The organism is Streptomyces sp. NPDC003247 (assembly GCF_042888135.1).
In the GTDB taxonomy this organism is placed as follows: domain Bacteria; phylum Actinomycetota; class Actinomycetes; order Streptomycetales; family Streptomycetaceae; genus Streptomyces.
This window is the reverse complement of the sequence record NZ_JBIAPF010000028.1, coordinates 19762-32475: the sequence shown is the minus strand read 5'-3', so window position 1 is coordinate 32475 and position 12714 is coordinate 19762. Positions and strand designations below refer to the sequence as shown.

Here is a 12714-nt window from a genome sequence, read left to right as displayed (position 1 = left end):
CGGGACGGGTCGGCGGGCAGCTTGATCACCAGGATCAGCCACCGGAAAGCCTGCTCCTCATTCGTCACGATCAAGAATGTAGCAGGCGTTACATCGCGGTCTGGACATCATTCAACGCGCACTGGGACGTCCCAAGGGTCTGCCTGCCCTGTTCGACGAAGAGCACGAGAAGAGCGCCGAACTCACCCTCGCCTGGGGCGCAAGTTAGGGTTCGCGACCATGGACAGAGCCGACCTCGAGCACCGCCATCGGACGTACGACGGCTGGATACCGCCCACCGTCGCCGCACTCCTTCATGAGCATGGCCATCACGACGTCCTGCGCCAGGCGGCCACCCACGGTGACTGGTTCTGCGCCCGTCGGCTCGCCGAGACCGCTTCCGAGTCCGGCCCGGACGGACAGGCGACGGCGCTGGCATTGCTGGAGCCGTTCGCGGCCACCGGCTGGTGGCCTGCCGTCGACACCGTCGCCGGGCTGCTCGCCGAGTGGGAGCGGCACGACGAGGCCATCGTGCTGCTGCGTCCGCTGGCCGACACGGGGCACCGGTACGCCCAGCGCGACCTGGCACGTCTGCTGGCTCGGCAGAACCACCTCGACCAGGTCCTCGCCCTGCTCGGCCCGCAGGCCGCAGACCTCATGCTCGCCGAGGAACTGGTGGAGCTCGCCGCGGGCCACGGCCGCGACGCCGAAATCGCTGCACTGCTCCCCGATATCGGAACCGGCCCGACGGACCCGTTCGAGTCCTGTAGCTCGGACGCCGCAGACACGGTCCCTCTGCATGCCAGGTTCCTGGAACTCCAAGGCCGGATCGACGAGGCGATCCACCTGCTGGGCGGGCACATCTGCGTCGACGGTGTCGTGTACGCGGACCACGCAGAGCAGCTCACCCGTCTCCTGGGCCGCCACGGACGGGAGGCCGAGCTGCGGGCGTTCCCGGCCGACGGCGGCGAGGAGTACGCCCTGGCCGCCCTGGCTCAGTTGCTGGAAGAGCAGGACCGGATTCCGGAAGCGGTTGCCCTGCTCGGGCAATCCGCCGGGACCGGGAATCCCCATGCCGCCTTCGGCCTCGCCGAACTCCTCGCACGTCACGGCCGCCACGACGAGGCGGTCGACGTGCTGCGCACGGCCGCGGAGACAGCCGGCGGCGACTGCGACTGGCTCGTCCACCTGCTCTGCCGCATCCTGGTCGATGCCGGGCGGGCCGACGACGCCCTCACCTGGTTCGACGACCACTTCACCCGCCACGGTGGCGACCACCGGGAACAGACGTTCATGAGGGCCGAGATCAGGAGGTTGAGCGGCCGTGCCGTGGATGCCGAAGCGGAGCCGGCCGAGTTCGCCAGATCCGACGAGGAACTCCTTCGTTCCGGAACGGTGGACGGTGCCATCACATTCGCCGAACGCCTGGTGCGGCGCGGCGAACCGCAGAAGGCCGTCGCTCACCTCCGCGATCGTCTTGACGGGGCGAAGGCGGTGCTCGGGCAGCACCTGCGATGACGGAGCCGGACGCGGACGGCGCCTGAGTGAGCGGTAGGCCGCGCCTGCCGCCTGCCGCCTGCCGCCTGCCGCCTGCCGCACGGCGCTGACGCAGGCACAGGCGCCCGCGCCAGCGCTCTCGGCCGGTGGGGGGCGGGCGTCTGCTGGTGTCCGTACCCGGTTGTCGCGGTGTGTCAGGCGGCGTGAGCGGCCGGCACCGGGGTGAAGCGTTCGGCGAACTCCTGGACCTGCTGGCCGAGCAGGTCCAGCCGGGCCGCGGCTGCGGGGGTGGCGCAGGTTCCGTCCGGGGCGAACAGCGGACCCTGGCCGGAGTTGCGGGTGATGCCGAGCGGGGTGGGCCAGCCGCGCATGGCGTGGACGACGTTGCGCAGTGCCGTGAGGGTGGTGCCGCACGCCTGCCAGCCGGCGGCCGTGACCACCAGCCCGACGGCCCGCCCGTCGAAGTGGACGCGGGAGTCGTCGCGCAGGTCCTCGAGGAGGTCGAGGGCGTTCTTCACCAGGCCCGAGATGCCTCCGTGGTAGCCGGGGGAGCCGATCACCAGGCCGTCGGCCCGCCGTACCGTCTCCACCAGCCGTTCCTGGAGAGGGGTGCGCTCGAGGCGTTCGGGGGCGTAGTGGGGGAGGGAGGCGAGGAAGTCGCCGCCGAAGTGGACCGTGCGGGCGCCGCGCCGCTCTGCGGCGGCCAAGGCGGTACGGACGGCGAGTTCGCTGCTGGAGCCGGGCCGGGTGGTGCCGCCGATGCCGACGACCAGGTGGCTCATCGCGCGTCCCCCGCCGGTGCCGCGCTGGGGAAGCGGGGCATGACCTCGCGGGCGAAGAGGTCCATGGAGGAGCGGGTGAGGGCGTACCGCTCCGGGGTGAAGGGGCCGTTGGTGAAGCCCAGGAGGACGTTTCCGACGCCCAGCCGCTCGTAGTGGAGCAGCTGGTTCGCGACCGTGTCGGGGCTGCCGTACAGGCGCCAGGTGCGGATCCACTCCTCGCTGAGCGCGTTCGGAGCCTGAGCGGACGTCAGGTCGACGCCGCTGATCTCCTCGGCGCGCTTGTTGTAGGAGTACTCGCGGTCGATGGCCTCCTGGTACCCGGCGAGGATCACCTCCAGTTCCTCGCGCGCCTGCTCGTCGGTCTCGGCGACGTGGACGCACTGGTAGGAGTGCGTGGTCCAGGACATGCAGTCGTCGGTCACGGACTGCGGGTGGCCGGACGAGGACATCGCCTCGCGGTAGGCGTCCAGGTACTTCTGGAAGGCGGCGGAAGGTTCACCGCCTGCGGGGATGGGCGGGATGAAGGCCGGGATGAACGCGGGCCAGCCGTACGTCGCGGCACGGGCGGTGCTGGCCTCGCGCAGGGCGACGCTCATCAGGCGGTGGCGGTCGCTGTACGGCGCGGGGACGATGCGCTGGACGACGGCGCCCTTGTAGGGGCCGTGCTCGAAGACGATGGGGTCGTCGTCGGGCTTCTTCGCCCACAGGCGCTGGACGAGCGCCACCTGAGCGTCCATCAGGTCCTTGGAGTCCTGGAAGTTCACGCCGAAGCCGATGGTCTCCTCCGGGGTGGTGCCGGAGCCGATGCCCACCAGGAGCTTGCCCTTGGTCAGATGGTCGAGGAGGTTGACGCGCTCGGCGAACCGGACCGGGTGGTGCAGGGGGAGGGTGGTGATGGAGAAGCCGTAGTGCACGTTCTTCGTCCGCGCGGCCAGGTGGGCGGTGAACAGGAACGGGTCGCTGGACATCGGCGCGTAGCCGGTGAAGTGGTGGTCGGGCAGGAAGACCGCGTCGTAGCCGAGCCGGTCGGCCTCCAGTGCGTGCTCGGTGAGGGTCTCGATGACGTAGGAGTCGTCGGCGGGACCCATGGAGCGGCCGACGAGAAAGACAGAGAAGCGCACGGACGACATCCCCGAAGAGGAATTAGAATTGTGATTTTGAAAATAGGATGTGCCGCTTCGCTCCGTCAAGCGGTGGGAGGGATTGGCCATTCACGAGAGGGTGGCGTAGGTTCAAAACAGAATCATTCTTCTGTTTATTGGCCGGGGTGTTCCCGCCCCCCACCACGACATGCCGAGGGGTCACCATGCAGCACGTCATCCCCCCTGCCGTTCGGCAGACCGGAACCACCACGGGGAGGCCGGAATGACCCGGTCCTCCGCGGGGCCCACACCGCTCGCCACGGCCGGCGACGCGCAGCGCCTGAGCCCGGCCGGCACCGCCGCCCTCACCGCCGGCGCGACCGGCTGGAGCACGCTCGCCGAGCCGCGCCTCGGGCTGCGTTCCCTCCAGCTCGTCGACGGGCCCCTCGGCCTGGTCAGCCCGGCGTTCGACGAACGCGAAACCTCGCTGCTGCTGCCCAGCGGCATCGCACTCGGTGCCACCTGGGACCCTCAGGTCGTGCGCTCGGTGGCAGCGGCCCAGGCGTCGGAGGCCCGCCGCCGCGGCTTCGACGCGGTGTACGCGCCCAACCTCAACCTCGCCCGGACCGGCCTGTCCGGGCGCACCTTCGAAATGCTCCGGCCGCGGCGCTCTCCGCCCACGGGGCGTCGACCGGCCGCCCGGATCCGAAGGGCTCACGGAGTCTGTTCGTCCCGGCAGCCGACCCCACCCGGCGGAGCCGTCGACTCGCGCCAGACGACTCGTGTGAGCAGGGAGCGGTCCTCGGGTGCCGGGGCGCCGTTCAGGGCGGCGAGGAGACGCTGCACGGCGCGCCTGCCCAGCCGCTCGTGGTCGACGGCGACCGTGGTCAGTGTCGGCATCATCTCCGCGCCCAGGGGATTGTTGTCCCACCCGGTGATGCTGAGGTCGTGCGGCACCCGCCACCCGCGCTTCAGGGCGCCCCGCAGGGCCCCGGTCGCCAGCAGGTCATTGGCGGCGATCACGGCCGTGACACCGCTGTCGGCGGGGAGTTCGAGTATCGCCCGGCGGGCGCGCGCGGCCAGCCAGTCGCAGTCGATCACTCCGTGGGACTCGAGGCCCAGGCGTTGCACGGTCTCCAGGTAGACCTGTTTGCGGGCCCGGGCCGATGTGTGGGAGTAGTCGCCGGCCAGGTGCAGGAACCTCCGGTGCCCCTGTTCGGCCAGGCGCTCGATGATCTCGCCCGCCGTGGTGGCGTCGGCCAGTTCCCCGATGCTGCGCATCTGGTCGTCGTAGTCGGGGGAGACGACGATGACGGTGCCGCCCGAGGTCGCCCGGTGGGGGAGCCTGGGCAGGGGAGTGAGGGAGAGGATGCCTTCGAAGACACCGTAGTCGGCCAGTTCGAGCACGCGCTGCCCGTGTGACTCCATGGGGGCGCCGAGGATCACGACCTCCACGGAGTACCCGGCGTCGCGGGCGGCGCTGGTGGCGCCCGCGAGCATCTCCAGCGAGCTGATCGCGGTACCGGAGGGCATGAGCAGCGCCAGGCGGCCGGTCTTGCGGTTTCGCATGGCGCGGGCGGCGAGGTTGGGGCGGTACTCCAGCTGTGCGATGGCCTGCCGGATGCTCTCGCGCATGGCGTCGTTGATCGAGGTGTCGGCGCGAAGATAGCGCGAGACGGTCTGGTGGGACACCCCCGCCAGGCGTGCGACGTCCCTGATCGTCGGCCGTCGCGTCGGCGCTTCGCTCGTCATACGTGCCCCCCTCCTCAGCCGCCGCGGGATCTGCTGGGCGGCCGTTCACCCGCGCGCGTACGGGCGCAGGGCGCGGTCGCCACAGCCTGAGGCTACCAAGAGCTGCGGCTGTCGTCCGGCTCCGGGGCATCGGTCACCGTGGCCGCTCGGCTGCCGTGCGCAGAAGCTGACAGGTGATCGTTCACTCGACACCGGGCTGTGACACCCAATTCAACGAAAGCCTTTCTTGCTAGGGGTGTTGACGCGGTACTCGGTCGAGCCTACGGTCTCCCAACGAATCAGAGTGACCGTTCACTCACGGGAGGGAGGATCAGTCGAACGCGGTGCCGCGTGCAGGGGTCGGCCCGTGCGGCGCCCTCGCGCGGTGCGCCCGCGTACTCCCTTGCGGTGCCGGCGGCCCGTGGCGTCTCACGGATCTCACCGGGCCTGCCGCAGGCACCGTCCGCTCACCTCTGCTCAGCGACGAAGCCGCCGTCGCCCATGAGGAGCGAGCCCCCTCAAGGGGCTCCTGTCACGACCACAGCCGCACCAGGACACCAGCCGGCATCGGGAAGCCGGCCCGGGCCGTCACACCGACGCATGCCCCACCCATCCGCAGTCCGTCAGCCGGACGAGCCTGCCCATCCGAAGGGACCAGAGCCGTGAAAGGCCCCGCTGCACAGAGTGCGCCACCCCCGCCCGCCGGGCGTGCGCACGCCCCGTGGCCGCGCTCCACCCCACCGCGTCAAGCCGTGGCCGCGACGGGGGACAGCCGATGAGTATCGCCGAACTGCGACGCGTCACCTCTCCACGTACGCAAGGCACCGCCCGATCCGGCTCCCGCGCGGACGAGCGGGACAACAAGGCGGCGCTCATCTTCCTTCTGCCGTGGCTCGTGGGCCTGTTGGGCCTCACCCTCGGCCCGATGCTGGTCTCGCTGTACCTGTCCTTCACGGACTACAACCTGCTTCAGCCCGCGCACTTCACGGGCCTGGACAACGTGGTGCACATGGTGCACGACGCCCGGCTGCACCAGTCCCTGAAGGTCACCTTCACCTACGTGGTCCTCGGGGTGCCCCTCCAGCTCGCCGTCGCGCTCGGTCTGGCGTTGCTGCTCGACCGCGGAATGCGCGGCCTCGCGTTCTACCGTTCGGCCCTCTACCTGCCCAGCCTGCTGGGCGGCAGCGTGGCGATCGCGGTGCTGTGGCGGACCATCTTCGGTGACGAGGGCCTGGTCAACGACGTGCTCGGGATCTTCGGCGTCGCCTCGCGCAGTTGGGTCGGCGACCCGGACACCGCGCTGGGCACCGTGATCCTGCTGCACGTGTGGACCTTCGGCTCACCCATGGTGATCTTCCTGGCGGGGTTGCGGCAGATCCCGCGCGAGTACTACGAGGCCGCCGCCACCGACGGGGCCGGTGTCCGGCGGCAGTTCCAGTCCATCACGCTGCCGCTGCTCACACCGATGATCTTCTTCAACCTGGTGCTCGGCATCATCGGCGCCTTCCAGTCCTTCACCCAGGCCTTCGTCGTCTCCGGCGGCACGGGCGGCCCCACCGACTCCACGCTCTTCTACACGCTCTACCTCTACCAGGAGGGCTTCGGCTCCTTCCGGATGGGCTACGCCTCCGCGCTCGCCTGGCTGCTGCTGATCATCGTGGCCGCCTTCACCGCCATCAACTTCTGGGCCTCCAAGTACTGGGTGTTCTATGACGACTGACCAGCTAGCCGCCGAGTCCGCCAAGCCGACGCGCCCGTACACGGTGCCTCCCCCAGCCGTCCCCGCGCGGTCCCGCCCGCGCCCGCGCCTGTCACGGATCGTCCGGCACGCCGTCTTCACCGCGATGGTGGTCGTCGCCCTGTACCCCGTCCTGTGGATGGTGGTCAGCTCCCTGCGGCCGGACGGCAAGATCTTCACCCACTCCGGGATCTTCCTGGACACCTTCGCCGCCGAGAACTACACCGAGGGCTGGAGCGCCCTCGCCCACCCCTTCAGCACCTACCTGATCAACTCGGCGATCGTCGTGCTCGGTGCCGTGATCGGCAACCTGATCGGCTGCTCGATGACCGCCTACGCCTTCGCGCGCCTGAGCTTCCGGTTCAAGAGGACCGCGTTCGCCGTCATGCTGATCACGATCATGCTGCCGATCCACGTGCTGATCGTGCCGCAGTACGTGCTCTTCGCCCAACTCGGCTGGATCAACACGTTCCTGCCGCTGATCGTGCCCAAATTCCTCGCCACGGACGGGTTCTTCATCTTCCTGATGGTGCAGTTCATCCGCGGACTGCCGCGCGAGCTGGACGAGGCCGCCCGCCTCGACGGCGCCGGCCACCCCCGGATCTTCCTGCGCATCATCCTCCCGCTCATGGCCCCCGCCCTCGCCACCACGGCGATCTTCACGTTCATCTGGACGTGGAGCGACTTCTTCTCCCAGCTCATCTTCCTGACCGACCCCGGCAAGTACACCGTCCCGGTGGCCCTGCGGTCCTTCATCGACGCCCAGGCGGACTCGTCCTACGGATCACTGTTCGCGATGAGCACCCTGTCCCTCGTCCCCGTGCTGCTGGCCTTCACCTTCGGCCAGCGCTACCTCATCCGGGGCATCGCCACGACCGGCGGCAAGTGAGCGACGCCCACTCCTCCGCACGAAAGGAATGACATGCTGCTCAAGCGCGGCACCCGCCGCAGGTCCGCAACGCTCCTTCTCGCCGCGGCCCTCACCGCCGTGTCCCTGACCGGCTGCGCGGTGGGCAAGGAGACCGGTGCCGACCGGCTCAGCAAGGAGTCCGTCACCATCCGCCTGGACTGGTGGGGCGCCGAGGAACGCCAGAAGAAGACGGCCGCCGCCGTCCACCTCTTCGAGCAGAAGCACCCCGGCATCCATGTCGACATGGAGTTCTCCGACTGGACGGGCTACTGGGACCGGCTGGCCACCATGAGCGCCGCCGGCAGCCCGCCCGACGTGATCCAGATGGACGGGCTGTACCTGTCGTCGTACGCGGACCGCGGGGCGCTGCTGGACCTGGGCCGGTCCAAGTTCATCGACCGGGACCGGCTGTCCCGCGAGGTGCTCGACACCGGCCGCTACAAGGGATCGCTCTACGGCATCCCGAGCACGGTCACCGTCGTCGGCCTCGCCGTGAACACCACGGTCCTCGACAGGCTCGGGCTCACGCTGCCCGACACGAAGACATGGACGTGGAAGGAGTACGAGGACTTCGCCGCCGAGGTGACTCAGGCCTCCGGCGGAAAGGTCGCCGGAACCCTGCCGCTGACCGGCTCGGCGGCGCTCGACCTCTTCGCCCGGCAACGCGGTGACCACCTGTTCAGCAAGGACGGGCACATCGTGCTCGAGCCCGAGACGCTGACGGCGTTCTGGAACGCGACCGACCGGCTCATCGAGGCCAAGGCCACGCTGAGCCGGTCCCAGCTCGCCGACGCGGCCGCGCTGCCCCTGGACCAGTCGCCGCTGTCGACCGGCAAGGCGGCGATGTCGGTGATCTTCGCCAACCAGTTGTCCGCGTACGCCGCGGCGAGCGGCGGCGACACGTTCACCCTGGTCGACCCGCCCGCCGACCCGGACGCGGCCCCTGACAGCCAGTTCGTCAAGTCGTCGCAGTACTGGTCGATCTCGGCCCAGACCCAGCATCCGGCGGAGTCCGCCCTGCTGGTGAACTTCCTGACCGGCGACCGGGAGGCGGCGAAGATCCTCGGCGTCGAGCGGGGCCTCCCGGCGGTTTCGGCCCTGCGTTCCGAGATCCGAGAGTCCCTGACCCCCGAGGACCGCGGCGCGGCAGCGTTCGTCGAGTCCGTCGAGAAGGGGCCCGTCGGCTCCGCACCGGCGGTCGCCCCCACCGGCGCCAGCGACATCGAAACCGTCCTGACCCGCTACGGCCAAGAGGTCATGTTCGGCCGCAGCGACGCCGAATCCGCGGCGAAGGCCTTCCTCGAAGAGGTCTCGGACAAGATCTATTCAGCCGGCTGAGCACGCTCGGCCGCATCCCTGACTGGAGTCACGCACACTGATGGGTTCCCTCTCGTCGGCACCTGCCACCCCCGCCCACCCCACGACCGACCCCGCCCCGCGCCGCTACGCCGTCCACGGCACCGGCCACCGCGCCTCGATGTACGTCGACGCGATGCTGGACGACTTCCCCGACCTGGCCGAGCCCGTCGCCTGGTGCGACCCCAACGACCGGCGCATGGCCCACTACACCGCCCGGGCCCGCCTCGCGGGCAGGACGCCCGCCCACTACCGCCCCGAACAACTGGAGGCGATGCTCCGCGAGGAACGCGTGGACGTCCTGATCGTCTGCTCACCCGACCACACCCATGCCGACGCGGTGTGCACGGCCCTGCGCGCCGGCGTCGACGTCGTCTGTGAGAAGCCCCTGACCACGGACGCGGAGGGGCTGCGCCGTATCGAGGAGGCGGCGAGGGCTTCCGACGCCCGCCTGACCGTCACCTTCAACTACCGCTATTCACCGCGTAACGCGGCCCTCAAGCAGATCATCGCCGACGGCACCATCGGCACCGTGCTGTCCGTGCACTTCGAGTGGCTCCTGGACACGGTGCACGGAGCCGACTACTTCCGCCGTTGGCACCGGAACAAGGACGCCTCCGGCGGCCTCGCCGTGCACAAGGCCACCCACCACTTCGACCTGGTCAACTGGTGGCTGGACGACGTGCCCGAGACGGTCCACGCGCTGGGCGGCCTGCGGTTCTACGGCGAGCGCGGGGCCGGACGCCCCCGCGGAACACGCCCCGCCCTCGGCCGCCACGCCGCGGCCGACGACCCCTACGGATTCGACATGTCCGGCGACGACCACCTGCGCGGCCTCTACCTGGACGCGGAGGCGGAGGACGGATACCTGCGTGACCGGGACGTCTTCGACGAGGGCATCGACATCGAGGACACCCTCAACGTCCTCGTCGGCTACCGCGGCGGCGCCGCCATGACCTACGCGCTGACCGCGCACAGCCCCTGGGAGGGCTACCGCGTCAGTGTCAACGGAACGCGCGGCCGTGCCGAACTCGATGTGGTGGAGCGGGCCCACGTCGCCTCCGGTGCGGCCACGGACCTCCTGGCCTGGCGCGCCGAGGACCCGGCCGAGGTGCCGCAGACCGGCTCACCGCGCCCCGCGGTCGACCCCAGCGTCGCTCCCGGCACCCAGGGCGCCGGGAGCGGTGCGCGTGCGAACGGCAACCGCCTCGTCGTGCAGCGGCACTGGGACGTCGCCCGGGAGATCGCCGTCGTGGAGCACGACGGTGGCCACGGCGGAGGCGACAGACTCCTCCTCGCCGACGTCTTCCGCGGCCCCGGCACGGATCCGCTGCATCGGCAGGCCGCCTACCGCGATGGGCTGCACAGCGTCGCCGTCGGCATCGCCGTGAACCACAGCCTGCGCACCGGGCACCCCGTGCGCATCACCGATCTGGGCCTGGACCGGCGATGAGGCCGACTCTCCCGCAGGCCGCCGGCGAAAAGAGAGGAACAGCAGTCATGACGAGACCGAGGCGCTGGACGACGCGCCTTCTCCTAGCGGCCGCCGGTGTGGCGATGGTCATCGCCGCAGGGCCCGCGGCATCGGCGCAGACACCGCCGAAGACACCGGAACCGGCCTCCTTCTCCGGATACACCGACAAGGGCGCCCTCGAGGCCGAAGGCCGGGAGATCGTCGAGAACGGCGCTCTTCCCGTCGAGAAGGGCGCGGCTCCGACGAGCCGCCGGGGCTCCACGTACTACGTGGACTCCGCCGGCGGGAACGATGCCGCCAACGGCAGATCGCCGGCGACCACGTGGAAGACGTTCGCGCACGTCAACGCCAAGAAGTTCCGTCCCGGTGACCGGATCCTGCTCAAGGCGGGCAGCTCGTGGTCGGCCGAGGGCGACGAGGTCGCCAAGGAGGCCTACGACTACACCCGGTGGACGGACGGCGAGCCGACGGACGTCGTCGGCCCCGACCCGACCGCACTCCTCGCGCCGAAGGGATCCGGTGCGGCCGGCAGGCCCATCGTCCTGTCGAGCTACGGCCGAGGCGCCGCCCCCGAGCTCAACGGCCGCGGTGTCGTCAACGACGTGCTGCAGCTGACCAACCAGTCACACTGGGACGTCTCGAACATCGAGATCAGCAACGTGACCGACGGCTTCGACGCCTCGACGTTCGAACCCGGCGCGAACGAAGGCAAGCTGCCCGGTGAGGAGAACCCGAAGACCGGCGACCTGCGCGGCATCCACGTGCAGGCGGAGAACGCCGGGACGCTCACGGGCTACTCCATCCACGACGTCTTCATCCACGACGTCGGAGGTGTCATGTGGTCCATCGGCAACAGTGGCCTCGACCGCTCGAAGCGCACCGGCGGCATCCTCTTCGAAGGACTCAAGGGTGACGCGCACACGGTCTCGCAGCTCTCCGACATCACGGTGCGGGACAACGTCATCGCGAACACCGCTTTCGCGAACGTCGTCTTCAAGCAGTTCTCCGGCATGGGCACGAACCGCTACAAGGACGTCGAACCCGGCTGGGGCGACCGCGCGGCGGGCAAGGCCGCGACCGACGGCACCGTCACCGAGGACCCGGACTGGCGACCCCACCACGACATCGAGATCTCGGGGAACTACCTGACCAACCGGGACACCCAGTACGGCTGGGACGCGCTCTACCTGACGAGCGTCCAGCGCGCGACCGTCGAGAACAACCTGATCGACGGCGCGGGGGTATCGGGCATCGAGATGTACTACTCGGACAACGTCGTCGTCCAGAACAACGAGGTGGCCGAACTGGAGACGCGCGTCAACGCCGCCGACTCCAACGGCATCGATCCGGACCGCGGCGCGACGAACATCCTGGTCCAGCGCAACTACGTGCACGACTCCGGTGAGGGCATCCTGCTGTGCGGCTTCGGCTTCGGCACGGCGGTGGTGCGCTACAACATCATCCAGGACGTCGACAGGAACTACGTCAACCCGCACGGCGACAGCGGCGTGAACGTCATCTACAACAACCTCATGTACAACACGCGACAGCCGCTGAAGGACAACACCGTCGGGTTCTTCGAGTCCTCGGGCAGTGCCGGGACGTACCTGACCGCCAAGAACCCGCACCACGTCCTGAACAACGTGTTCGTCAACGCGCGCACAGACGTCGCCGCGGCCGAGTTCCGGACGGAACACCCCGGTGTCCGCTTCGGCAACAACGCGTACTACGGCCCGCAGGTCGTCGCACCGGACGCGGATGCCCACGGCATCACCGACGATCCCCAGCTGGGCGGGAATCCGGCCGACGACATCACGAACGCGGCCCCCGTGTCCAGCAGTTCACCGCTGGTCTCGGCAGGCATCCCCGTGGACCTGCCCACGATCGCGGCCGGGTTCGACGCGACCGGTATCGCCGGCACCAGCCAACTGCCCCTCGGCGTCGACTTCTTCGGCTCTCACCTGACCACGCCACCCACCGTGGGACCGGCCTCGTAACGACCCACCGCCGCCTCGGACCCGCTCACCTCGAAGCGCCGCGTGTGGTGGGGGGGGGGGGGGGCCGCCCCCCCCCCCCCCCCCCCCCCCCCCCCGCCCCGCCCCGCCCCGCCCCCCCCGGGGGGGGGGGCCCCGCCCCCCCCCCCCCGGGGCCCCCCCGCGGCCCCC

General features: G+C 70.2%; 9 protein-coding genes. 6 read left to right on the top strand and 3 right to left on the bottom strand.

Annotation, left to right across the window (positions count from 1 at the left end):
• The first annotated feature begins 219 nt into the window (after positions 1 to 219).
• Positions 220 to 1497: a hypothetical protein gene (locus ACFYWQ_RS43230; protein ID WP_389526271.1), complete on the top strand. Its 1278-nt coding sequence runs from the start codon at positions 220 to 222 to the stop codon at positions 1495 to 1497.
• Between the two features lie 173 nt (positions 1498 to 1670).
• Here the strand turns inward: ACFYWQ_RS43230 and ACFYWQ_RS43225 are convergent, their stop codons facing one another.
• The 3 genes from ACFYWQ_RS43225 to ACFYWQ_RS43215 all read right to left on the bottom strand — a co-directional run bounded on the left by ACFYWQ_RS43225 (position 1671) and on the right by ACFYWQ_RS43215 (position 5092).
• Positions 1671 to 2258, bottom strand: coding sequence for an NADPH-dependent FMN reductase (locus tag ACFYWQ_RS43225; RefSeq protein WP_389526268.1), 588 nt, complete (start codon positions 2256 to 2258; stop codon positions 1671 to 1673).
• Positions 2255 to 3379 (bottom strand): LLM class flavin-dependent oxidoreductase, encoded by a 1125-nt coding sequence (locus tag ACFYWQ_RS43220; RefSeq protein ID WP_389526265.1) that lies wholly within the window; start codon positions 3377 to 3379, stop codon positions 2255 to 2257. Before ACFYWQ_RS43220 ends, ACFYWQ_RS43225 begins: the two co-directional genes overlap by 4 nt.
• A gap of 675 nt (positions 3380 to 4054) precedes the next feature.
• The gene (locus ACFYWQ_RS43215; protein ID WP_389526262.1) at positions 4055 to 5092 is read right to left on the bottom strand and encodes a LacI family DNA-binding transcriptional regulator; all 1038 of its coding nucleotides are present in this window, start codon (positions 5090 to 5092) and stop codon (positions 4055 to 4057) included.
• 754 nt (positions 5093 to 5846) lie between these two features.
• On the opposite strand from ACFYWQ_RS43215, the gene ACFYWQ_RS43210 reads away from it, so the two are divergent.
• From ACFYWQ_RS43210 to ACFYWQ_RS43190, 5 genes are read left to right on the top strand one after another with little or no spacing between them, the layout of a single operon-like run.
• Positions 5847 to 6791, top strand: a complete 945-nt coding sequence (locus tag ACFYWQ_RS43210; RefSeq protein ID WP_389526260.1) for a carbohydrate ABC transporter permease — start codon at positions 5847 to 5849, stop codon at positions 6789 to 6791.
• A complete protein-coding gene (locus tag ACFYWQ_RS43205; protein WP_389526257.1) occupies positions 6781 to 7698 on the top strand; it encodes a carbohydrate ABC transporter permease in 918 nt (305 codons plus the stop codon). Before ACFYWQ_RS43210 ends, ACFYWQ_RS43205 begins: the two co-directional genes overlap by 11 nt.
• Positions 7699 to 7731: 33 nt before the next feature.
• Positions 7732 to 9057, top strand: coding sequence for an ABC transporter substrate-binding protein (locus tag ACFYWQ_RS43200; RefSeq protein ID WP_389526254.1), 1326 nt, complete (start codon positions 7732 to 7734; stop codon positions 9055 to 9057).
• A gap of 40 nt (positions 9058 to 9097) precedes the next feature.
• Positions 9098 to 10528 carry a Gfo/Idh/MocA family protein gene (locus ACFYWQ_RS43195; protein WP_389526251.1) on the top strand — a complete coding sequence of 477 codons (1431 nt, stop codon included), beginning with the start codon at positions 9098 to 9100 and terminating at the stop codon, positions 10526 to 10528.
• Positions 10529 to 10575: 47 nt separating this feature from the next.
• Entirely contained in the window at positions 10576 to 12546 is a 1971-nt protein-coding gene (locus ACFYWQ_RS43190) for a right-handed parallel beta-helix repeat-containing protein (protein WP_389526249.1), read from the top strand.
• Positions 12547 to 12714: the final 168 nt, after the last annotated feature.

What these genes read in the sequence shown, in the direction of transcription:
- ACFYWQ_RS43230 (WP_389526271.1), top strand. Translation starts at nt 220, where the DNA reads ATGGACAGAGCCGACCTCGAGCACCGCCATCGGACGTACGACGGCTGG.
- ACFYWQ_RS43225 (WP_389526268.1), bottom strand. Translation starts at nt 2,258, where the DNA reads ATGAGCCACCTGGTCGTCGGCATCGGCGGCACCACCCGGCCCGGCTCC.
- ACFYWQ_RS43215 (WP_389526262.1), bottom strand. Translation starts at nt 5,092, where the DNA reads ATGACGAGCGAAGCGCCGACGCGACGGCCGACGATCAGGGACGTCGCA.
- ACFYWQ_RS43210 (WP_389526260.1), top strand. Translation starts at nt 5,847, where the DNA reads ATGAGTATCGCCGAACTGCGACGCGTCACCTCTCCACGTACGCAAGGC.
- ACFYWQ_RS43205 (WP_389526257.1), top strand. Translation starts at nt 6,781, where the DNA reads ATGACGACTGACCAGCTAGCCGCCGAGTCCGCCAAGCCGACGCGCCCG.
- ACFYWQ_RS43200 (WP_389526254.1), top strand. Translation starts at nt 7,732, where the DNA reads ATGCTGCTCAAGCGCGGCACCCGCCGCAGGTCCGCAACGCTCCTTCTC.
- ACFYWQ_RS43195 (WP_389526251.1), top strand. Translation starts at nt 9,098, where the DNA reads ATGGGTTCCCTCTCGTCGGCACCTGCCACCCCCGCCCACCCCACGACC.
- ACFYWQ_RS43190 (WP_389526249.1), top strand. Translation starts at nt 10,576, where the DNA reads ATGACGAGACCGAGGCGCTGGACGACGCGCCTTCTCCTAGCGGCCGCC.